This window comes from Acinetobacter sp. YH12108 (assembly GCF_013419055.1).
Classification (GTDB): Bacteria; Pseudomonadota; Gammaproteobacteria; order Pseudomonadales; family Moraxellaceae; genus Acinetobacter.
The window spans coordinates 1-21,096 of sequence record NZ_VPAW01000013.1 but is presented as its reverse complement, the minus strand read 5'-3'; the positions used below and the strand labels follow the sequence as shown (position 1 = coordinate 21,096).

20 protein-coding genes, 1 pseudogene and 1 riboswitch are annotated in these 21,096 nt (G+C 41.5%); of the genes and pseudogenes, 11 read left to right on the top strand and 10 right to left on the bottom strand.

The window, feature by feature from the left end; translation table 11 throughout:
* Positions 1-4: 4 nt before the first annotated feature.
* Positions 5-1,219 carry an alkane 1-monooxygenase gene (locus FTU46_RS09815; protein ID WP_180104906.1) on the bottom strand — a complete coding sequence of 405 codons (1,215 nt, stop codon included), beginning with the start codon at positions 1,217-1,219 and terminating at the stop codon, positions 5-7.
* Between the two features lie 187 nt (positions 1,220-1,406).
* Between FTU46_RS09815 and FTU46_RS09810 the strand changes: the two genes are divergently transcribed.
* Positions 1,407-2,357 carry an AraC family transcriptional regulator gene (locus FTU46_RS09810; RefSeq protein ID WP_180104905.1) on the top strand — a complete coding sequence of 317 codons (951 nt, stop codon included), beginning with the start codon at positions 1,407-1,409 and terminating at the stop codon, positions 2,355-2,357.
* Here the strand turns inward: FTU46_RS09810 and lpxB are convergent.
* Entirely contained in the window at positions 2,346-3,518 is a 1,173-nt protein-coding gene (lpxB, locus tag FTU46_RS09805; RefSeq protein ID WP_180104904.1) for a lipid-A-disaccharide synthase, read from the bottom strand. The genes FTU46_RS09810 and lpxB overlap by 12 nt on opposite strands.
* A 408-nt stretch (positions 3,519-3,926) precedes the next feature.
* Here lpxB and FTU46_RS09800 point away from each other — a divergent pair, with 408 nt between their 5' ends.
* The 3 genes from FTU46_RS09800 to FTU46_RS09790 all read left to right on the top strand — a co-directional run bounded on the left by FTU46_RS09800 (position 3,927) and on the right by FTU46_RS09790 (position 6,625).
* The gene (locus FTU46_RS09800; RefSeq protein WP_125278642.1) at positions 3,927-4,817 is read left to right on the top strand and encodes a sulfite exporter TauE/SafE family protein; all 891 of its coding nucleotides are present in this window, start codon (positions 3,927-3,929) and stop codon (positions 4,815-4,817) included.
* 127 nt (positions 4,818-4,944) lie between these two features.
* The gene (locus FTU46_RS09795; protein ID WP_180104903.1) at positions 4,945-6,036 is read left to right on the top strand and encodes a 3-deoxy-7-phosphoheptulonate synthase; all 1,092 of its coding nucleotides are present in this window, start codon (positions 4,945-4,947) and stop codon (positions 6,034-6,036) included.
* 64 nt (positions 6,037-6,100) lie between these two features.
* On the top strand, positions 6,101-6,625 hold the full coding sequence (locus FTU46_RS09790) for a protein tyrosine phosphatase family protein (RefSeq protein WP_125278644.1): 525 nt from the start codon (positions 6,101-6,103) through the stop codon (positions 6,623-6,625).
* Between the two features lie 2 nt (positions 6,626-6,627).
* Here the strand turns inward: FTU46_RS09790 and ispF are convergent, their stop codons facing one another.
* Positions 6,628-7,116: a 2-C-methyl-D-erythritol 2,4-cyclodiphosphate synthase gene (gene ispF, locus FTU46_RS09785; RefSeq protein ID WP_034171374.1), complete on the bottom strand. Its 489-nt coding sequence runs from the start codon at positions 7,114-7,116 to the stop codon at positions 6,628-6,630.
* 99 nt (positions 7,117-7,215) lie between these two features.
* On the opposite strand from ispF, the gene FTU46_RS09780 reads away from it, so the two are divergent.
* Complete coding sequence (locus FTU46_RS09780) at positions 7,216-7,869, top strand: hypothetical protein (protein ID WP_159122884.1); 654 nt, start codon at positions 7,216-7,218, stop codon at positions 7,867-7,869.
* A gap of 194 nt (positions 7,870-8,063) precedes the next feature.
* Here the strand turns inward: FTU46_RS09780 and FTU46_RS09775 are convergent, their stop codons facing one another.
* From FTU46_RS09775 to FTU46_RS09745, 7 genes and pseudogenes are all read right to left on the bottom strand, one after another.
* A complete protein-coding gene (locus tag FTU46_RS09775) occupies positions 8,064-9,308 on the bottom strand; it encodes a D-amino acid dehydrogenase (RefSeq protein ID WP_180104902.1) in 1,245 nt (414 codons plus the stop codon).
* A 134-nt stretch (positions 9,309-9,442) separates the two neighbouring features.
* Positions 9,443-9,530, bottom strand: a riboswitch (glycine riboswitch).
* A gap of 291 nt (positions 9,531-9,821) precedes the next feature.
* On the bottom strand, positions 9,822-10,730 hold the full coding sequence (locus tag FTU46_RS09770) for an AEC family transporter (protein ID WP_180104901.1): 909 nt from the start codon (positions 10,728-10,730) through the stop codon (positions 9,822-9,824).
* A 160-nt stretch (positions 10,731-10,890) separates the two neighbouring features.
* A complete protein-coding gene (locus tag FTU46_RS09765; protein ID WP_159122881.1) occupies positions 10,891-11,325 on the bottom strand; it encodes an Imm44 family immunity protein in 435 nt (144 codons plus the stop codon).
* A gap of 61 nt (positions 11,326-11,386) precedes the next feature.
* A pseudogene (locus tag FTU46_RS09760) lies at positions 11,387-11,908 on the bottom strand (GNAT family N-acetyltransferase).
* A gap of 64 nt (positions 11,909-11,972) precedes the next feature.
* Positions 11,973-13,067: a chorismate synthase gene (gene aroC / locus FTU46_RS09755; RefSeq protein WP_180002073.1), complete on the bottom strand. Its 1,095-nt coding sequence runs from the start codon at positions 13,065-13,067 to the stop codon at positions 11,973-11,975.
* Between the two features lie 12 nt (positions 13,068-13,079).
* Positions 13,080-14,090: a 50S ribosomal protein L3 N(5)-glutamine methyltransferase gene (gene prmB, locus FTU46_RS09750; protein ID WP_180104900.1), complete on the bottom strand. Its 1,011-nt coding sequence runs from the start codon at positions 14,088-14,090 to the stop codon at positions 13,080-13,082.
* A gap of 197 nt (positions 14,091-14,287) precedes the next feature.
* A complete protein-coding gene (locus tag FTU46_RS09745) occupies positions 14,288-14,674 on the bottom strand; it encodes a DUF1311 domain-containing protein (RefSeq protein ID WP_180104899.1) in 387 nt (128 codons plus the stop codon).
* 201 nt (positions 14,675-14,875) lie between these two features.
* On the opposite strand from FTU46_RS09745, the gene FTU46_RS09740 reads away from it, so the two are divergent.
* The 6 genes from FTU46_RS09740 (at position 14,876) to FTU46_RS09715 (ending at position 20,863) form a co-directional block, all read left to right on the top strand.
* The gene (locus tag FTU46_RS09740; RefSeq protein WP_166138211.1) at positions 14,876-15,184 is read left to right on the top strand and encodes a hypothetical protein; all 309 of its coding nucleotides are present in this window, start codon (positions 14,876-14,878) and stop codon (positions 15,182-15,184) included.
* 156 nt (positions 15,185-15,340) lie between these two features.
* A complete protein-coding gene (locus FTU46_RS09735) occupies positions 15,341-16,714 on the top strand; it encodes an AarF/ABC1/UbiB kinase family protein (RefSeq protein WP_005235905.1) in 1,374 nt (457 codons plus the stop codon).
* Positions 16,715-16,966: 252 nt separating this feature from the next.
* Positions 16,967-18,253 (top strand): acyl-CoA dehydrogenase family protein, encoded by a 1,287-nt coding sequence (locus tag FTU46_RS09730; RefSeq protein ID WP_180104940.1) that lies wholly within the window; start codon positions 16,967-16,969, stop codon positions 18,251-18,253.
* Positions 18,254-18,276: 23 nt separating this feature from the next.
* The gene (locus tag FTU46_RS09725; RefSeq protein WP_180017449.1) at positions 18,277-19,476 is read left to right on the top strand and encodes an acyl-CoA dehydrogenase family protein; all 1,200 of its coding nucleotides are present in this window, start codon (positions 18,277-18,279) and stop codon (positions 19,474-19,476) included.
* Between the two features lie 106 nt (positions 19,477-19,582).
* Complete coding sequence (locus tag FTU46_RS09720) at positions 19,583-20,071, top strand: GNAT family N-acetyltransferase (RefSeq protein ID WP_180014721.1); 489 nt, start codon at positions 19,583-19,585, stop codon at positions 20,069-20,071.
* Between the two features lie 285 nt (positions 20,072-20,356).
* On the top strand, positions 20,357-20,863 hold the full coding sequence (locus FTU46_RS09715) for a lytic transglycosylase domain-containing protein (RefSeq protein WP_257224643.1): 507 nt from the start codon (positions 20,357-20,359) through the stop codon (positions 20,861-20,863).
* Positions 20,864-21,096 lie beyond the last annotated feature (233 nt).

Here is a 21,096-nt window from a genome sequence, read left to right as displayed (position 1 = left end):
ATCATCAAGCCGCAGTGTCTTTTAGACCAAATTTCTTAAGCAGCTTGGCACGTTTCGAAGGCAGAATATTCGCTTTAGCCAGATCGCCTTGATAATGTTGATACACACGTTGATCCATCATCTTGTACCACAATGGTGGAATCAGTGCCGGTATCAGCATGGTGGCATAACCACTTGGTAATTCTGGTGCTTCATCAAAATGTCGCAATGCCTGAAATGGTCGGCTTGGATAGGCATGATGATCCGAATGGCGTTGTAACTGGTACAGGAACAGGTTGGTCACGATGTTGTTATTGTTCCAGCTATGTTCGGGCAAGGTTCGCTCATAGGTACCATCTGCTTTTTGCCCGCGTTTTAATCCATAGTGTTCGATATAATTCACGATTTCAAACAGGCTGATGCCATAGAGGGCCTGGGTCAGCGTATAAGGAATAATTTTCTTGCCATACATTTTCAGCATCAAGGCATGATAGCCCGCACTCATCGCCCAGCCATGAAACAGCTCATTTTCCTGACTAAAGAATTTTAAGCCTTTACGTTCCAAGCGTCTTTTTTCAATCTGAATTGCTGATTTCAAGCCACCCAATACAGTACGTGGCCAGAAACGGTAGAAGGATTCCCCCATTTTCGAAGATGCCGGGTCTTCTGGCGTCGCCACTCGTTTATGATGTCCATAAGGATGCTCAATCCGGAAATGGTTATAAGCCAGTGGCATCAGACTGGCATGTGACCAGTAGTGATCTTTTTTCTGAGAACGATGGCTCAGCTCGTGCGCAGTATTCACGCCGATTCCATTGATCGCCCCCATAGATACGCCAAGTAGAACCTGATCGACCAGAGAAACATTTGGGCGGGATACGACATAGCCTGCAAAAGCATTGGCAGCCATTTGCAATGGGATAAACATCTTCACGATCCGATCATAATAAGGATCTTTGACCAATGCCTGAATCTGCTCATCATTTGGATTATTGGCATCATCACCAATTAAAGCATCTAATGTTGGGATAATCACATGTAATAATAAAGGCCCACCCATCGCAAAGACTTTTTTAGTGGCTTTGGGACCAAAATGATAGCCAGCCAGAATTCCCATACCGATCACAGGCAAACCGGGACTGAGCAGCCAGCCAAAACGTTTTTTATCCAGTTGTAAACCTTTCAGTGCTGACGCATCCTGCGTGAACTGAGCTTTGCTAATTTGTGCAGGGGCATTCATTGCGACCCTCCTTTTTATGTTACTCTGCACATATAGTTGAATATTTCAGCATTAGCGAACAGTATTAAACGTCCAGAAAAACTATGTCAGCGTCTTTGGCGCAATAGGCCAAGTCTTGGCCTTAAATCACAAGACTGGGCTATTTAAATTTAATTAAATGAATTAAAACAAAAGAATAGAGTCAAGCATGGATGCTTTAAGTAAAATTTTTGATGATATTCATCTGGAAAAATCCGAATATCTCTACCTCAATGTGTTTCATCCAGGCGGGTTTGATTATCAGTATGAACCTTCCATGCTGGCTTATGTATTATTACAGGGTCAAGCGCAATTAATATTCAAAGATGGCGATCTGCTTGAGCTGCAACAAGGCGATCTGGTGTTATTGCCTGCTGGTTCTGCCCATCAGATTTCTAGTCCCGGTAATGCGGATTTTTCTGAACATCATTCGATCAACTCTTATTTTCAGACTCATGCACAGCAATGTGTGGATCTCAATATCACCCATTCAGCAGAACGCAGTTTTATCCTGGCGATTCGTTCCAATCTGGATATCCAGATGGCGAAACCGCTACTGAGTGCTTTACCTAAATTTCTGCACATTCAGCATATTCTGGGAGATACAGCACCAGAGTGGTTACAGGTTGGTTTGCAATTTCTGGCGCTGGAAACCCAGCAACTTCGTCCGGGACGGGACAAGATTCTGGATCATCTGGTCAGTATTTTACTGATTGAATGCGTGCGAGATTATATTTTGAATCTGGAAAATGCTTCGAGCTGGCTGAATGCTCTTTCGCATCCTGAACTATCTAATGCCTTGGCAGCAATTCATGGCAAACCAGAACAGCCTTGGACCGTAGAAAGCCTGGCTGAACAATGCCATATGTCGCGTTCCAAATTTGCCCAGCTGTTTACCCAGATTGTTGGTGAGCCACCATTGGCTTATCTGCAACAGCATCGACTTCGCCTGGCAGCACAATATCTCAGAAATAGCGGATTTAGCATTCAGCAGATCGCCTATCTGGTGGGCTATTCTTCGGAAACGGCGTTTAGTCAAAGCTTTAAAAAACAGTTTGAACAAACCCCGACCCGATACCGTATTGCCTGTCAAAAAAGCAAGACGCCTTTATTGGACTAAGGCTAGTACCGCTTTGACAGGATCTTCACTGTTGCCGGAAAGCAGCTGCTTGTGCATGGTGAGATGCTGCATCACCTGAATTTGAGCTGCTTCAATATCCATCAATTTTTCAATTTCAGCAGCCAGGTTTTCAGGCGTTGCTTCTGACTGGATTAATTCTTGAATGACTTTTTTACCAGCAATGATATTTGGCAACGAGAAATAAGGAATTTTGACCAGCAATTTGGCAATCTGATAAGTCAGCCAGTGCAATTTATAAAAGGTCACCATCGGACGATGCAATAACATGGCTTCCAGTGTCGCAGTGCCTGAAGCTAACGCAATGATATTAGATGCATTCATCACCTGACGGCCAATTTTTGACTCACTACTGGTATTTTCCATCAGGCGGATATGTGCTTTTAAACTGCCCGGATATTGTGCCAGCAAGTTTTCAATCTGCTGTTTACGCATCTCATTAATGGCGGGAATCAGAAACGTATAATCCGGATATTTCTGATGCAGAATTTTGGCTGCATCCAGTACCAATGGTCCTAAGCGTTCAATTTCACCACGGCGGCTACCTGGCAGCAGTGCAATATATTTTTGTGCAGGATCTAAGCCCAGTTCTGCCTGCGCTTCAGCCAGATTATTGTCTAGGGGTAACTGACTTGCCAATGGATGACCGACAAAAGCTGCCGGAACATCCCATTTTTTGAAAAATGCTTTTTCAAATGGAAACAGGCACAGTACCAGATTAATGCTGGCCTTGATGCCATGCACACGTCCCTGACGCCATGCCCAGACCGAAGGGCTGACATATTGCACGGTCTTAATCGGTAACTGTTTTTGCTTCAGGGTCTTGGAAAGTCGCAAATTAAAATCAGGCGCATCAATTCCAATGAAAACATCGACGGGATCTTTCGTCCAGGTCTCGACCAGACCATCACGAACCGCGAACAGTTTTTTAATATCTTTCAGGACTTCAACAATGCCCATGACCGAGAGAATATCCATTGGATAGTAGCTCTTGAAGCCTTCAGCCAGCATTTGCGGCCCACCAATCCCTTCAAATTCTGCATCAATACCCTGCTCTCGAAAACTACGGATGAGCTTCGCACCAAGCGTATCTCCCGATACCTCTCCCACCACGATTCCGATTTTAAGTTTCCGATTCTGCAAGTGTATTCCCTCAAATGAGACAAATTAATTCCGTTCAGATTCTATCATAAAGCATGATTTGAGCATGCCTAAGTGTTGAACTCACAAATCTTGGCTACCTCAAATAATTAAACTACTGGAATCTGGACAATGCGCGCGCCTTAGCCCAGCTTAAAAATTAAAATAAATTTAAAGCGGCTGATCTTTAAACAAATAAATAAAAAGGCATTTTGCAGAAGCTTTATCAATTTTCATACTTAGCAATAGAAAGGTATGCTAGATGATTCAAATTAAAATATAAATCAGGATGAATTACTTTAAATTTTATAGTCTTTATCTCTTTTTAGAATAAGCAAATCAATAATCAAGACAACGACTTATATTTAAAAGTCATAAGATATGCTCGTTTTTTGATTTTGGCATATATGCATGTTTGGTCCGATTGAATTTATTTTAGCAGGTGTATTGGTTGGTTTCTGTGTTGGGATTACCGGTGTCGGTGGCGGTTCGTTGATGACCCCAATCCTGATTACACTGCTTCGGGTTGAACCGCATATCGCGATTGGTACAGACCTTCTTTATGCCGCAATTTCTAAATTCTGTGGTTCACTGGTTCATGCCAAGAAAATGAATATTGTCTGGCCTATTGTGATCTGGCTGGCGATCGGCAGTATCCCTGCCTCATTTGTGACCCACTGGGTACTAGAGAATTACCTCAGTCAATCGACACATTATAAAGCAACGCTGACCATGGTATTGGGCTTTATGCTGACCCTTACTGGTGCATCTATTGTATTCCGCAATTCTATTGAAAAGTTCTTTAATAAATACCGCAAACAAGAACTACCTGACATGACTCAGGATTTAGACAAAGTTGACTTTAAATCTGGCAATAAACGTGTCTTGATCGTGATCATGGGTATTGTACTGGGCGTGTTTGTGACCCTGTCATCTGTCGGTGCCGGTGCTTTCGGTATTATGGCCTTGATCCTGATGTTCCCGAATCTACCCATGATCCGTATTATCGGTTCGGATGTGGTACATGCCGTACTTCTAACTTTAGTCGCAGGTCTGGGCCATATGAGTGCAGGTAATGTAGACTTTACTTTATTAGGCTGGTTACTTTGCGGTTCTATTCCAGCGATTGTGATTGGTACGTTGATCAGTTCACGTATGCCAGAGAAAATTATCCGTAAAATTCTTGGGATTACCCTGTTCTGTCTTGGCGTGAATTTCATTGTGAATCCAGTCAAGTCAAAACCGGTGCAACCCGCCCAACCTGAATTGGTAACAGCAGTAGAAAAAACAGCTGCTGTTTAAACTAAATCATGGATTCATCACTTTTTTTTCAAAGAAGTATTCATCTTTTTTATAACAAAGTGACGCATCATTCATGTTATATTCAGGCTATTAAACAACCTTTTGTATGATCAAACCAGTGACGGCAATGAATACACTACAGTCAAAACCTATTTCAGCATCAGATATTGATGACGTGAATATCCAAAGCATGATTCCTTTGGTAACACCTGCTCAGTTGAAAGCAGAGTTACCTTTGACTGAAACTGCTTATCAAACCGTACTGCATGGTCGTGAAACGATTCGTAATATCCTAGATGGCAAGGATAAGCGTATTTTTGTAGTAATTGGTCCATGTTCAATTCATGATCCAGCGGCTGCGCATGAATATGCTGAACGTTTAAAAGCTTTAAGCGAAAAAGTAAAAGATAGCCTGTATATCGTAATGCGTGTTTATTTTGAAAAACCGCGTACAACTGTAGGCTGGAAAGGTCTGATCAATGACCCTGATATGAATGACTCTTTCAATATTGAGAAAGGTCTGCGTATCGGTCGTAAACTGTTACTGGAGCTGAATGAACTTGGCCTGCCATGTGCAACAGAAGCACTGGATCCAAACTCTCCACAGTACTATCAGGATTTAATTTCATGGTCAGCGATCGGTGCACGTACTACCGAGAGCCAAACTCACCGTGAAATGTCTTCTGGCCTGTCTTCACCAGTCGGCTTCAAAAATGGTACAGACGGCGGCTTAACTGTTGCGACCAATGCAATGCAATCTGTTAAACATGGTCACAGCTTCCTGGGTCTAAATGACCAAGGTCAGGTTGCGGTGATTCGTACTTCAGGGAATCCATATGCACACGTGGTTCTACGTGGCGGTAATGGCAAACCTAACTACGATGCAGGTTCAGTTGCAGATGCTGAGGCAGCGCTTGCGAAAGCCAAAGTCAGCGGCAAGATCATGATTGATGCCAGCCACGCAAACTCAAATAAAGACCCGTACTTACAACCGCTTGTCTTAAAAAATATTACTGAACAAATTCTTGATGGAAACAAGTCAATTGTTGGTATTATGGTAGAAAGTCACCTGAAAGGTGGCCGTCAGGATATTCCTGCCAATCTTTATGATCTGGAATATGGAAAATCAGTGACTGATGGCTGTATCGATTGGGAGACCACAGAAAAAGTGTTGCTTGACATGCATGAGGCATTGAAGGACGTTTTACCTAATCGTTAAACGAACTGACAAACGCCATCGACAAGATGGCGTTTTCATTTCTGAACAAGGAAAATTTTATCTGATGAATGAAATTGAAACTGCATTAAGTCAAATTGAAAATTTTCAGTTCATCCATGACCATCTGTTCAGCTCTGGTCAGCCGACAACTGAACAACTGAGGTTGATTAAAGAATACGGCGTATCCACCGTAATCAATGTGGCATTAACAGATAGCGATCATCATCTGTTACATGAAGATAAAATTTGTCTTGATCTTGGCCTGAACTATATCCAGTTGCCGATCTCCTGGGAAACCCCTTCGGATAGCCAATGCCTGCTGGTACTGGATCTGATTGATCATCTGGTCAAAGAACAAATGGTCTGGGTACATTGTACGCAGAATTATCATGTCAGCTGCCTGATGTATTTATATCGTCAATACTATATGGATATGGACATGCCGACTGCACAGGAATATCTGCATCAGCTCTGGGAACCGAATGAAACCTGGACCGGTTTAATTCATGCGGTTGCCCTACAGCTGCAAGGCCGTAAAGCAACACAGGAACTGGAATTATCCCTGATTCATCCTAATAACTTCGGTTGATGTTATTTGTAATGACTGATCAGAACAGTTGCCATAGACAGAATACCTTCCTGACGACCAGTAAATCCTAATTTTTCAGTGGTTGTGGCTTTAATACTGATTTGAGTCACATCCACATCCAGTACATCGGCAATGCTCTGACGCATTTCCAGGTTATGTTTAGCCAGCTTTGGACGTTCACAAGCTACAGTGATGTCAGCATTATTTAGGCGATAACCACGATCCAAAATTAGCTGATAGACATGCTTTAATAAAACCTTGCTGTCTGCACCTTTAAACTGCGGATCGGTATCTGGAAAATGCTGGCCAATATCGCCTAGCGCCAAGGCACCTAGCAAAGCATCACAAAGTGCATGTAAAACCACATCACCATCAGAGTGTGCTTTCAAGCCATGCGTATGTGGAATCTGAATACCTGCCAGAGTGACAAAATCACCTTCTTCAAATGCATGTACATCCAGTCCCTGACCAATACGAATTTGTGCAATCACTTTTATATCCTTTAGAAATAACTGATTGAAATCTTGTACACGACGTTTCTATTTCGCTATAGTTAGACCTAGCGTAACACAGTGAAAGTATAAGCGATCATGCTACTGAAAACTGATATAAATATGATGAAAATAATGGGACTTTTACTCGGGACAGGCCTTTTTGCTAGCAGCATTCATGCTGAATCGCTGGACTGTAACAGTCATCATAACAATAACGCAGCCATGAAAAAGATCTGCTCAGCCTCTCTTGATGAACCGCGTGAAAAACTGACAGATCAATATTTTACCGCTTTTCTGATTACAGATGCGCCTGTTCGCTTATTACAAGATACTCAGCAGCTATGGAGTACACGCTTACAGCAATGTAAGACGCTGGACTGCTTTAAACAGCAATTTGACCAGCGTCTGGATGACCTCAATATTTATATTTCCCTAAATCAGAGCCTGACTCAGCACTATCTGAAGTTTGAACAGGGACAAATGGCCAAGCAGCCGATTCATCTTAAGATTCATCAGCTGACGAAAGATCGCATCAAGATTGAAGGGATCGCCTACCGCAATCCGAATAATCGTGCAGAAACCCAGACCATTCCTTTTTTGGCCTATACCACGACGGAAACTAAAAGCCAGATTACGGATAATGAGCATGACTGCAAATATACCTTTAACTATAGCAAGGCAATCTTGACGGTCAGTACTGAACAAAAAGGCTGTGAACGTTTTAGTGGTATTTATCGTTTATATGATTAAACAGCCGACTTTTATTTTTATCTATCAATGTCCTAATTAATATTTAAAAATTTAAACTAGAAATTTCCTCTCCTTATAGGAGAGGTTTTTATAAAGATTCCCTTGACCCTAATTTTTTGCTCAGGTAGAAGGAGCTTAATGAATAAATAATTATTTTTTGATCTTTAAAAATAGCCCGTAAGCGGGCTATTTACTTAGGCCGGGTAATGCTGAGCTATTTCTTGGCTAATCATAGCTGCGGTTGCCGCTGATAATGTCCAGCCTAAATGTCCATGGCCGGTGTTATAAAAGACACGTTCCTGTCTACCACGACGCACCACTGGCATCATGTTCGGCATCATGGGACGCAGACCTGCCCATGGAACCACATGTTCAGTACATAGATCGAAATTGCGTTGTGTCCAGTCAATTAAAGGCTGAATTCGGTCAACACGAATATCCCGATTATAACCATTAAATTCCGCGGTTCCTGCAACACGTAAGCGGTCTTTACCTAAACGTGACAAGACGATCTTGGCGCTCTCATCTAGCAGACTGACCCAAGGAGCATTTTGCTGACTTTGCTCATCATTCAGCTGTACGGTAATTGAATAGCCTTTTACCGGATAGACATTCACTCGCTCACCCAACAGATCTGCCAACTGATAACTGCTGACGCCTGCACATACCACAATGGCATCCGCCTGAATCTCGAGCACATCTTCAGTATTGGCATGCACATTTTCAGGGCTTGGTCTGCATTTAACCGTAATATGCTGTGCTTGGTGATCGACCGCAAATACATCCTGACCAAATTCGAAGTTCACCCCTTTTTTCATACAGGCATTTGCCAGTCCAGTACTGAATTTATGAATATCTCCAGTCGCATCACTCTGGCAATAAAACCCGGCATAATAATCTCCAGTTAATGCAGGTTCAATCTGCTTGATTTCTTCATTGCTGATGGCATTACGTTCCAGACCACCACTACACAACAGATCATTGACCTTAATTGCGACATCATAATCAGCTTTATTATGGTAGAAATGTAGAATTCCGCGCTTTTCCAGATCAAAATCAATCTGCTCAATTTCGGCAATTTCAAACAGACGTTTTCTGGCCAGTAATGCGATTTTTACCGTTTCCCGGGTATTGGTTTCATAGTTTTTAATATGACCTAGAAATTCCATCAGCCAGCTATATTTATGCAGACTAAAAGAAGGATTAAGCAATAGCGGTGCGGTTTTTTGTGACATCCATTTTATGCCTTTCAACACAGTGGCTTTTTGATTCCAGACTTCTGCATTACAGGCAGAAAGTTGCCCGCCATTAGCAAAGGATGTTTCCATCGCGGGATAAAGATGACGGTCAACCACCGTGACCTGATAACCGAGTAAGGCGAGCTCATAAGCTGTTGTTACACCGGTAATGCCTGCCCCCACCACAATAACATGACGCATAGACACCTCTCCTCAATATGTGATGTCTTTCCCATCTGTCATGTGTACCTGAGAGCTTCGGTGACTGCATCATAGCTGTATGCAGCAACCTTCCCCCTTCGGTGAGTGATTCAACACTTCTCTCCAGAGTTTAATATATTATTGCAGTCCTTTTGCCTGAGAGTTTCCTGGGACCTTGCTCCTTCGGCGAATGCAGTAGCATTTCTCTCCTGCAATAATATTTTTATTATCCTGAGCAATTTATATACCATCTTATCGGAGACTACTGTTTTTTATTTATGTTAATTCACGTGATTTAAGTGGTAACGATACTTTCAATAAATTTAGAAGAAATAACACTATCTATTTCAAACGAATTTTAAGATTTTAATTTGGTTTTTTGCCTCATTTTCCTACGTCATGCTGCAATGCAAGGCATTTAAGAAAAGCAATAATGTTAATAATTGCTTAGGCTATTTATAGGATTGATTTAATATTAGACTTTAATATATGACCGACTTTCAGATCCTAAAATTAAATTAACCAGGAAAGAATCAACATGAGAGATCCTGCCGCGACTACCGTTTGCATACTGATAACACTGGCCATGAACTGGCTATCTCCCCCATAGACACGCGTCAGTACATAGGAAGCTGAAGCAGTAGGTAAAGCAAAAAACAACACCAGTACCTGGGTGGTTAAAGGATCAATATCAAATAATTGGCAGACAAAGAAAGCAGCAAGTGGCATTCCTAATAAACGTCCAAAAGTCGCCAGACCTAATGGGAAGATATCTCGCTGGAAGCCTTGGAACTGTAAGGCAGCCCCCACACACATCAAGCCAAGCGGCAAACTGCATAAGGCAATCTGTTTTAGGAATAATTCAAACCCAGCCCAGAGTGATAAGCCTGAAAGATTAAATAGGCCACCCACAAGAGAGCCTAAAATTAAAGGATTCTTTAACAGATCAATCAGGATTTTGAAGATCTGCATATCTGAACTACGAGTAAATGCAAGTACAGATAAAATATTGACCAGTGGAATACACAACACCATCACTACGGCGAAAATGGTCATGCCCTGCTGATGAAATAAGGCATTCACTGCTGCAAGTCCGATATAGGTGTTAAAGCGCAGAAGTGCCTGCACATAGACCCCAAAACGTGCATAGCCAATCTGATAAATCTTGCGCAGTACATATAGCGCAATACTGACCACCGCCATAAGGCTAAAGACCACCAGAACCACATCTTTAATGACTGCCATTTCAATCTTGGCTACGGCCAGATTTAAAAACAGCATAACTGGAAACAGGACAAAATAATTGAGTTTTTCTGCCCCACGCCAGAAACTATCTTCCAGCCATTTCCTTTGTTTTAATACATAGCCCAAAGTAATCAGGCCAATAAGCGGAAACAGTACAGTGAAGATAGTCTGAAACATTGAACAACTCATGATATGGGTTTTGCGGCAATCGCATCCAATTCAATTGCCTGTCAATGAGCAAGGATACAACAACCGACTCGTTTCAGGATAAAAATAGTGGAAAATTCAATGGATAATAAATAAAAAACACTCTCGCTGGCTTTAATTAAAATACGCTTTAAATCCAACTTTCATCTTTTGCAACATTTAGTGCATCATTTTTTAGTCTTTCAAGCTCCTCATAAACCTTTGCATCAAGCTTCGGACGGACTTTTTCAAACTTAACTTTTAACAAATCCAGGCTTCTTAAGAGCATCCTAAAAATGAGTCTCTCACGGCCTAAATCATCTGTTGCCTTAAAAGTTGTTGGATCAATCCTTAAACGGAAATCCATATTTCTACGTTTAAATGAATAAAAAATACGTTCATCAAAACTATCATTTCCCATTATAATTTCAATGCATTTCCATTTATCTATAGGAATATCATACGACTTATTTTGTAGTTGAGCATTTAAGGCATTTTCTACTGCGTTACGTGCTTTATTTTCGAGATCAAGATGATCTTCTGTTAACACTTCCCTACTTAATTCAGCACTTAACCATACTTCCATTCATATATCCTGTCATTATTCTTATTAAACACACTTAGAATCAAAAATAGATTCAAATAACTTAATAAATCTTTTCGAGACTCTTTTCTAAAATCACCAGATTTAAATCTACTAAAGGCTGTCCAACATCTGCATCCAGTGGGTAACTCTCTGTTTTGCCGGTTTGGTGATAACCACGACGCTCATAATACGCGATTAATTCAATGCGAACATTAAGAACAGACATTCTAAGTTTTTTGAAAGGTATTTTTTCTCTGGAGTATTATTCAGCGAAATCTAACAATATTCGACCATAACCTGAATTTTGCCGGACTGGGTCAATAGCAAAACTGCCGATTTCAAAACAATCTGGCAAGTGTGTCAGACCAATGCAACCCACCAGTTGATCATTATTTTCCAAGACATAAAGTTCAACATCAGGCCGTGCTAAAAGTTCACTTAACTGAGCCTCATTAATTCGATCACCTAAAAAAATGTCATGTTCATGCGTCCAGCCCAAATTAGATCGATAAGCTGTATTGATCAACTTAACAATGCTTTGAATGTCCGTAGCTTGGGCTAAACGAATATTGTTATTTTTCATTTTATAAATATAAAAAAGCCAGACCGAAGCCTGACTTTAATTTCATTTGCTTCTATAAAGCAAATTATTTAGGTTCAATTGGCTCAAACGGCGCAACGACATCGGCATTTTGTGCACGATGGCGCATGAAGTGATCCATCAAAACAATTGCTAGCATCGCTTCAGCAATTGGGGTTGCACGTACACCCACGCAAGGATCATGACGGCCTTTGGTCAGGACATCCGTATCTTCACGATTAATGGTAATGGTTTTACCCGGAGTTGTGATGGAAGCTGTTGGTTTCAACGCAATCGAAACACGAATATCCTGACCGCTAGAAATACCACCCAAGATACCGCCAGCATGGTTCGCCAGGAAGCCATCTGTTGTGAGTTCATCACGGGTTTCATGACCGAACTGCTCAGCGACACTAAACCCATCACCAATTTCCACGCCTTTCACGGCATTGATTGACATCATGGCATGGGCAATATCAGCATCTAAACGATCAAATACTGGTTCACCCCAACCCACTGGCACTTTAGAAGCAATGATCTCAAGGCGTGCGCCACAGCTTGTGCCTTGCTCACGTAATGAAGTTACCAATGCTTCAAAGCGCGGCACCGCATCAACATCACCACAGAAGAACGGGTTATTTGGCACTTCATTCCAGTCCAGTTTTTCTGCTTTTTCAGTACCGATTTGGGTCACATGACCACGGATTTCAATACCAAATTTCTCAAACAGGAATTTCTTGGCAATCGCACCTGCTGCTACACGCATCGCAGTTTCACGCGCACTCGAACGGCCACCACCGCGATAGTCACGAAAACCATACTTCTGGGTATAGGTATAGTCTGCATGACCCGGGCGGAAAGTTTGCGCGATATTGCCATAATCTTTCGATTTCTGGTCCGTATTGCGGATTAAAAGACCAATTGAAGTACCGGTAGTTTTACCCTCAAACACACCTGAAATAATTTCAACTTCATCTGGCTCTTTACGCTGTGTTGCAAATTTCGATGTGCCTGGCTTACGACGGTCCAGATCCTTTTGCAAATCCGCTTCAGACAGTTCAATCCCTGGTGGAACCCCATCAATAATGGCCATTAAGCCAACACCATGAGATTCACCACAAGTCGTTACACGGAAGAGTTGCCCTATACTATTACCTGCCATGTCAACGACTCCTTATGAATTAACAGATTGAATGAATAAATCACGATATTGACGGCATTGGGCTGCAGTCAATGCAAAGATACCTGAACCACCACGTTGGAAATGTAACCAGTGGAAATCAACGGTATTGAAGTTTTGCTTCATCGCCCATTCAGAGTTACCCACTTCAATCACGATCAGACCATCTTCAGTCAGGTAATCAGCCGCTTGAGCCAGCATCTTACGTACTAGATCCAGACCGTCTTGACCAGCAGCCAAGGCCAGCTCTGGCTCATGATGGAATTCATCAGGAAGATCAGCCATATCCTCTGCATCGACATATGGAGGATTAGATACGATTAGATCATATTGGTTTTCAGCTGGAATTTTAGCGAACAGATCAGATTCAAGTAACGCTACTTGGTACTGCTTACTGTGATGTTCACAGTTAATCTGCGCCACTTCCAAAGCTTCTTTAGAAATATCGGTTGCATCCACTTCTGAATCCGGGAAAGCATAGGCCAATGCAATCGCGATACAGCCAGAACCGGTACACATATCCAGAATGCGTTGTGGAGTTTTTGGATTCGGTTTTTTTGGTAGGTTATTTACTGCCGCGCCCATTTCACCATTTTCAGTCAGGCAATAAGGAGCAAAGCGGTTTTCAATCAGCTCAACGATTGGCGAACGTGGAATCAGAACACGCTCATCGACATAGAATGGCTTGCCGAAGAAATAGGCCAGATTCAATAAATAAGAGGTTGGAACACGTTCATTAATGCGGCGTTCCAGCAAGCTCAAGAACTCAGCCACTTCGCTTGGCAATAATTTAGAGTCTAGAATTTCAGGATCTGCATTCCAGTCCAGTGACAAGGTTTGTAGAACCAGCGCTGAACTTTCAGCAAAATAATCTTCTGTACCTTGACCTAAGTGCGCATCGTATTGACGTAATGCTGTAACCCCAAAACGAATAAAATCACGAATGGTAGTTAAATTTTCAGCGGCTTCCTGCAAATGTTCAGGGCTAATAGTCGGTCGATCCACTTAAGGCGTCTCCAAGGTCATTTTTTAAAACGCCTTATGATACCTTGTTTTGAGGTGTTTTATAATGCCAAAACCATGAAAAACCCGAATTCTCCATGGTTTATCAATGACAGATCTTCTGAATTTCAGGCAGATTAGAATCCTGCTTTTTAAGATTTATCGCTATTTCCGGAAGGATTTATTAACTTAAAATCAGTTTAAGTACCGGCACGATAAGAACGCAATTGATACAAATTCGCCTGATCTTTTACCATCTCCAGCGCACATTGACCCTGTTTAATCTGGGCATATTGGGTATTCATGGTCAGCTTGCATTGCTGTGACAGTTTGCGTTCCCACACTGTATGCTGATCACGAATATTATTACTATAACCCGCATTCAATTTCAGATAAGTCTTATAGTTTTTCTTTAGACGTTTATTCTGTGCTTTTAATTCTTTTTTCACACATTTCTGCAGTTTAGCTGTATTGCCATAACTAAAGTTCATGCACTGGGTATATTCCTGAGAATAACCTGTAGCCGCCTGAACCTGTAATGCCATCGTCCCCAAACAACCTGCCATTAATAAACATGCAAAACGCATAGTATCCCCTTCACCAAAACTGGCTTGTTTCCAATCAATATTGAATAATGAATCTTGTTTAAATTATTGCCTGATACTAACTGAGTCCTTGATAAAATCCTATATTTTTCTCGCTTAAAAAGATGTCACAGTTCTTTGGTTGAAACTTGATTTTATGGCCGCATATAATTCGGCAATGATGTCCAAACGAGCCCAGATCTTATGAGCTATAAGCACAACAATCTTATGGCCATGCGCCAGAACTACTGGAATGACCAGTTATCCAGTCAGGTGCAGCAGGAAAAAGTATTTTTACAGACCACGTTAATGCAGCAAGGTGTATTTAATAGTGCGACTTTGGAAGATGCCAAATACCTGTTTTTCAGTTTGCCAAGCATCATTATTGTGAAGGGTTATGCGCTGGGTTTTATGCATGAAACAGTCCAGAACCTAATTCATCAACATATTCAAACAAATAAACAACAGTTACAACAACGATCTGAATTAAAAATTCAATTTCAAATGTCGTAATATTCACCCTACACTGGTCAAAACGGCAAGCGATATGCTCTTGCCGAGATTTTCACCGTGAATTCAGCGGCTTAAACTTTTTTAATACGTGCAGACACGGTAATATCCACTACAATGATTTATTCCGCTTTATGCTGATAAAAGGATTGAGTTTACATGTCAGATCAGAACGATAAGCTTAAACAATTGAAAACTTCCTCAATGGATCGACGCTTATCGATCGCAAAGGCATCTTTGCTGGCAGGTACGCGCTGGGCAGCATCCAGTGCGGGTTCTATGTTCTCGAGTGAAGAAGAAAAAGAAAGAAGACGCAAAAAAGCCATGAAAGAACAGGCCGATTATCTGGTTGCAGAAATTGGCAAGCTTAAAGGTTCAATTGTCAAAATTGGCCAGATGATGGCCCTGTATGGCGAACATTTTCTGCCAGAAGAGGTCACTCAAGCCTTAAATACGTTAAATAATAAAACAGTTGCTTTGGCGTGGCCGGCGATCAAAGCCCAATTACAACAGCAATTAGGTTCCAAGCTAGATGATCTGACGGTTGATCATGAGCCCCTAGGTACCGCATCTTTGGCTCAGGTTCACCGTGCGGTGCGTAAGTCAGATGGCATGGAACTGGTGCTTAAAATCCAGTACCCGGGTGTAGCTGAGGCTATTGATTCTGATATGAGCCTGTTTAAGAACATGCTCAAATTGACTCGTATGGTGCCGCAAACCCGTGAATTTGATCAATGGTTCGATGAAGTTCGTGAGATGATGCATCGTGAGGTCAATTATAAAATTGAGGCGGATACGACCCGTCGTTTCTGTAAACGTCTGCAAAATGATCCACGATATATCGTACCGACCATCATCGATAACTATTGTACTGACCGTGTTCTGTGTATGACCTTTGAACGTGGTGTACCCATCAATAGTCCAGTAATGCTGTCTCTACCACAGGAACGTCGTAATAAACTGGGTGAGGCTTCCCTTGAAATCGCAGTACGTGAGATTTTTGAATGGGGTGAGATGCAGACTGACCCGAATTTCGGCAATTATTTGGTACGTCTAGGGGATGGCGAAAATATTCAGGACAAGATTGTGCTTCTCGACTTCGGTGCAATCCGTCAGTTTGACCAGCATCTACTCAATGTAGCGCGTAACCTGATCCAGGCCGGTTATCATCATGATTCAGACATGATGGTGAAAGCCATGACCGGTTATGAATTCTTTGATTCTATTCCGCCTAGCATCAAACCGGATATGGCGAAAGTCTTCCTGTTAGCCACAGAAGCCTTCAGCTCGCCAATGAACAATAAAGACCTGCCTCCAGGCGTGATGGATGAACATGACCGCTATAACTGGAAAAAAAGCCAGCTTCATAGCCGGGTAATGCAGCAAGCTTCTAAATCCATGGCTTCACGTTATTTCAGTGTACCGCCTAAAGAATTTATGTTTATCAGCCGTAAGTTCATTGGCGCTTATACCTTCATGACGGTGATTGATGCGAAAACTAATGTACGCGCAATGATTAAACGTCATCTCTAAACGACTAAGTTATTATTAGCCTTATATAAGACCCGGATGATTTTGTCATTCGGGTCAATTTTTGATAAAAACCAAATTTTTCTTATTTTATTTTTCTATTTAGTTTCAATATTTTAATTCTTCAAATCCCCTCTTTATTTTAATTATAAATTGACAATGATTCATGTCATTGATGACATGGTTTTTTCTAGAACTGCATGTCAACATCAGGCAAATAAGATAACACCCCGTAGGATAATTAGAATGAACAATATGGTGAACAAAGCACAAGGATTTGGCTTGTCCATCCTGACCAAAGTGGCTGGAAGTGATTTACTCGACCAATTAAAGCTGCGTAAATTTTTAGAAAAATCGCTTTATCAAAGCTCTAAAGCAGGTTTTAAAACACTCAGCCAGACTCAGAAAATCCTGAAATCTGGTCAGAAAATTCAAAGACAACGTTTACCACATCAGTCTAAATCCCTGTTCGATCTGAATCTGACTGAAGAACAGCAAATGACCTGTGAGGTGATGCAGCAGTTTGCCAGTGAAGTCCTTTATCCTTTGGCACATGATGCAGATCATCATGAAATCTTCCCAAAGGAACTCTGGCAATATTCAACTGATCTGGGTCTTAATTTTTATGCGCTGCCTGAAGCTTTAGGTGGTGTAGCTGCAGAACAGAATATCGTCAGCAATGTCCTGATGGCTCAACAGTTGGCTCAAGGTGATTTCAGTCTGACTGCTGGTCTGCTTTCTACCTTTAGTGTGATTAATGCGATTACCCGTTGGGGTTCAGAACAGGTTCAGACTGAGTATTTGACTGCATTTGCCGATGATCCGCATCTTAAAGCCACCTTCGCAGTACAGGAAGCAACAGCTGCCTTTAATCCTTATCAGTTAAAAACTAAAGCAACCTCGAATGGAGATCACTATTTAATTAATGGTGAAAAAACCTTGGTGATGCTCGGAGAAACTGCTGATATCTATCTGGTCAGTGCAGATCTGAATGGCAAAACCGAAGTATTTATTGTGCAACGCAATAATACCATTACTGCACAAAAATCTCCGGCTATGGGCTTGAAAGCCACTCAAACTGTGAATCTCAAATTTAATAACACACCGGCACAACGCTTGGGAGATGACGATTTTGATTACACCGCTTTTCTTGATCTAGGCAATTTAATGTGGTGTGCCATGGCGGTCGGTACCTGTGAAGCGGTTAAAAAATACTGTGTGCAATATGCCAATGAACGGACAGCCTTTGGTGAACCAATTTCCCATCGGCAAAGTGTAGCTTTTATGATTGCAGATATGGCGATTGAAATTGATGCCATGCAAATGCTGATCCTGAATTCCGCCAGTCTTGCAGAATCTGGTCAAGACTTTCATCGAGAAGCTTATCTGGCCCGTCTGCTCTGTGCAGAAAAATCCATGAAAATTGGCACAGATGGCGTACAGATTCTCGGCGGACATGGCTTCACCAAAGAACATCCGGTAGAACGCTGGTATCGGGACTTAAGAGCAACAGCAATCGTACATTCTGGCCTTCATGCCTGAGCAAAGAATAAGGAAAAAAATAAATGAACTTGCAAAATCCTAAAAAATTCAAATTGCTGATTGATCAGGCACATGAAGTTGCCCTGAATGTACTCCGCCCTATTTCACGCAAGTATGACAAAGCTGAACATGCTTATCCGAAAGAGTTGGATATGCTTGCCTCTGTCGTCGATGGTATGAACCAAGGCAGCGAAGGCATGAATGCAGGAGCTGCGGTCAATAAACGCGGTGATAGCGATGAAAGCAATAAAAATGGCGTCAATATGTCGACAGCACTTAGTATTGTCGAAATGTGTTATGGTGATACCGGACTGCTTTTATCCATGCCGCGTCAAGGGTTAGGAAATTCAGCCATTGCTGCCGTTGCTAATGACGAACAGTTGCAACGCTTTCATGGTATATGGGCAGCGATGGCGATTACTGAACCAGGCTGTGGTTCGGATTCAGCTGCCATTCGTACCACTGCCATTAAAGAGGGTGATGACTATATCCTCAATGGTGAAAAAATTTTTGTCACCTCTGGCGAACGTGCAGATGCGATTGTGGTCTGGGCGACTTTAGATAAAAAACTTGGTCGTGCTGCAATCAAATCCTTTGTCGTACCTAAAGGCACACCCGGCATGAAAATCGAGCGTCTGGAACATAAGCTAGGCATTAAAGCCTCGGATACGGCTGCAATTAGTTTTATTGATTGTCGTATACCTGCTGCTAATTTGCTTGGACATGCTGAAATTGATGTGGCCAAGGGTTTTGCTGGGGTCATGGAAACTTTTGATAATACCCGTCCACTTGTAGCAGCGATGGCCATTGGTTGCTCTAAAGCTTCTTTAGAGAGAACCAAGGAAATTTTTAAGGATCAGCTAGATTCTGAGTACCATACACCTTACTTACAAACATCGAATATTGCAGCGCAGATTTATCGTATGGAAGCCGAATGGGAATCTGCCCGTTTATTAATGTTAAAAGCTGCGTGGATGGCGGATAATCGTAAGCCTAATTCCCGTGAAGCTTCTATTGCTAAAGCCAAGGCGGGTCGTATCGCGAATGAAATCACTTTGAAGTGCGTCGAATTAGCAGCATCTATAGGCTATAACGAGACTGAACTTTTAGAAAAATGGGCACGTGATTCCAAGATTCTGGATATTTTTGAAGGAACTCAACAGATTCAGCAACTCATTATTGCTCGACGTGAACTGGGTAAATCTTCAAGTGAATTAAAATAATCAAAAACTGGAAATACTGCTTTATTAAAGAACGAATCATCAAAAAGGATGGATTTTTTATGGTTTTCGGACTATAAAATTTCCATCCTTTTTCATGTCATGACCTATGTATTCTATTCGTCCTATACAACCTCAAGATAATGCTCAAATTGCCAAGATTATTCGTGAAGTTTCCGTAGAATTCGGACTTGCAGCAGAATCCGGTTTTGCTGTCGGTGATTCAATCCTGGATAACCTGTATGAAGTATATCAGCAGCCAAATGCAGCTTATTGGGTCATTATCGATGAGCAGGATCAAGTCTTTGGTGGCGGAGGTATTGCGCCATTACAGGGTGATCAGAGTATTCTAGAAATACAGAAAATGTATTTCTTACCCATTATTCGTCGTTATGGATTTGCAAAAAAGATTTTAAATCTGACCTTTGACTTTGCTCATGAGCAGAACTTTAAACGAATCTATCTTGAGACTACTGCAAGTCTTTGGCAGGCAGTGAAGCTTTACGAAAAATTAGGTTTTGAACATCTCGATCATCCCGAAGGCAATACAGGTCATAGTGCAGCTTGTGAAATCTGGATGCTAAAAACTTTAGACTAAGCTTTCTTGTGCATCTAAACACATACACTTTAAAGAAAAGCCTGAGATACAAATTCGGCTACTAACTGGCTTTTCTTTAAACAATTCTTCATAAAAAATTCATTATTCAACAAAATCTAAGTTGTCTTTGTAAACAAATCATCTAATTTCTTGACGATTTTAATACATCTTCCTAAGATCAATCTAATTTTAAAAATACAGGGAAGCTGAAAGTTGTTGGGCAAATTTTCTGGCAAAAACTATTCATTATTAAAGGTCTTAAATCCTACTACTTTAAAAATTGGGATGCTTGGCTTAAGTACAATATTAATAAGTGCTTGCTCCTCACTAGGAGGTAACTCCTTAGAAAAACGCTCTGCTAAGCTGTCTCAAGGAATTCAGACTGCATATGCTGTGCCTGCGACAACTGCTACTCGCGTTTCACCTTTAATTATTCAGAATGCCGAAAGACATAGTCTAGATCCCTTGCTAGTAGCAGCCGTGATTCGACAGGAATCCACCTATCGCAGTCAGGTCGCTTCACCTGCAGGTGCTGTGGGCCTTATGCAAATTGTTCCGCGTTATTGGCAATCTACATGTGGACCTGATTTATTTAATGAAGCAGTTAATATTGGATGTGGGAGTTATATTCTGTCACGTTATCAGGAATCTAGTGGCAGCCTAGAAAAAGCGCTGGGCTATTATAATGTAGGCCCTACTGCCTATGAGAAAGATCGGAAAATGCGTAAACAAGGCAAAAAATATGCAAAAGAAGTTTTAACGCACCAGAAGCAACTTAAAAAATCGATGTAATTAGAACGTACTAATGATTAATTAAATGCATTCCAGAAATATTAATCCATAAATAAAAAGGCTTAAATTTATTTAAGCCTTTTTCTATTTCATCTTTATTTTTTCTATAAAAAAAGCCCCCTGCGTGAGCAGAGGGCTTTTGGAATAATGAGCTGGCGATGACTTACTCTCACATGGGAGACCCCACACTACCATCAGCGCTAAGAGGTTTCACTTCTGAGTTCGGGAAGGGA

What these genes read in the sequence shown, in the direction of transcription:
- FTU46_RS09790 (WP_125278644.1), top strand. Translation starts at nt 6,101, where the DNA reads ATGAATGAAATTGAAACTGCATTAAGTCAAATTGAAAATTTTCAGTTC.
- FTU46_RS09775 (WP_180104902.1), bottom strand. Translation starts at nt 9,308, where the DNA reads ATGCGTCATGTTATTGTGGTGGGGGCAGGCATTACCGGTGTAACAACA.
- FTU46_RS09735 (WP_005235905.1), top strand. Translation starts at nt 15,341, where the DNA reads ATGTCAGATCAGAACGATAAGCTTAAACAATTGAAAACTTCCTCAATG.
- FTU46_RS09740 (WP_166138211.1), top strand. Translation starts at nt 14,876, where the DNA reads ATGAGCTATAAGCACAACAATCTTATGGCCATGCGCCAGAACTACTGG.
- FTU46_RS09765 (WP_159122881.1), bottom strand. Translation starts at nt 11,325, where the DNA reads ATGGAAGTATGGTTAAGTGCTGAATTAAGTAGGGAAGTGTTAACAGAA.
- FTU46_RS09725 (WP_180017449.1), top strand. Translation starts at nt 18,277, where the DNA reads ATGAACTTGCAAAATCCTAAAAAATTCAAATTGCTGATTGATCAGGCA.
- FTU46_RS09815 (WP_180104906.1), bottom strand. Translation starts at nt 1,219, where the DNA reads ATGAATGCCCCTGCACAAATTAGCAAAGCTCAGTTCACGCAGGATGCG.
- FTU46_RS09720 (WP_180014721.1), top strand. Translation starts at nt 19,583, where the DNA reads ATGTATTCTATTCGTCCTATACAACCTCAAGATAATGCTCAAATTGCC.
- FTU46_RS09715 (WP_257224643.1), top strand. Translation starts at nt 20,357, where the DNA reads ATGCTTGGCTTAAGTACAATATTAATAAGTGCTTGCTCCTCACTAGGA.
- FTU46_RS09810 (WP_180104905.1), top strand. Translation starts at nt 1,407, where the DNA reads ATGGATGCTTTAAGTAAAATTTTTGATGATATTCATCTGGAAAAATCC.
- FTU46_RS09795 (WP_180104903.1), top strand. Translation starts at nt 4,945, where the DNA reads ATGAATACACTACAGTCAAAACCTATTTCAGCATCAGATATTGATGAC.
- FTU46_RS09780 (WP_159122884.1), top strand. Translation starts at nt 7,216, where the DNA reads ATGCTACTGAAAACTGATATAAATATGATGAAAATAATGGGACTTTTA.
- FTU46_RS09770 (WP_180104901.1), bottom strand. Translation starts at nt 10,730, where the DNA reads ATGTTTCAGACTATCTTCACTGTACTGTTTCCGCTTATTGGCCTGATT.
- FTU46_RS09800 (WP_125278642.1), top strand. Translation starts at nt 3,927, where the DNA reads ATGTTTGGTCCGATTGAATTTATTTTAGCAGGTGTATTGGTTGGTTTC.
- FTU46_RS09745 (WP_180104899.1), bottom strand. Translation starts at nt 14,674, where the DNA reads ATGCGTTTTGCATGTTTATTAATGGCAGGTTGTTTGGGGACGATGGCA.
- aroC (WP_180002073.1), bottom strand. Translation starts at nt 13,067, where the DNA reads ATGGCAGGTAATAGTATAGGGCAACTCTTCCGTGTAACGACTTGTGGT.
- FTU46_RS09730 (WP_180104940.1), top strand. Translation starts at nt 16,967, where the DNA reads ATGGTGAACAAAGCACAAGGATTTGGCTTGTCCATCCTGACCAAAGTG.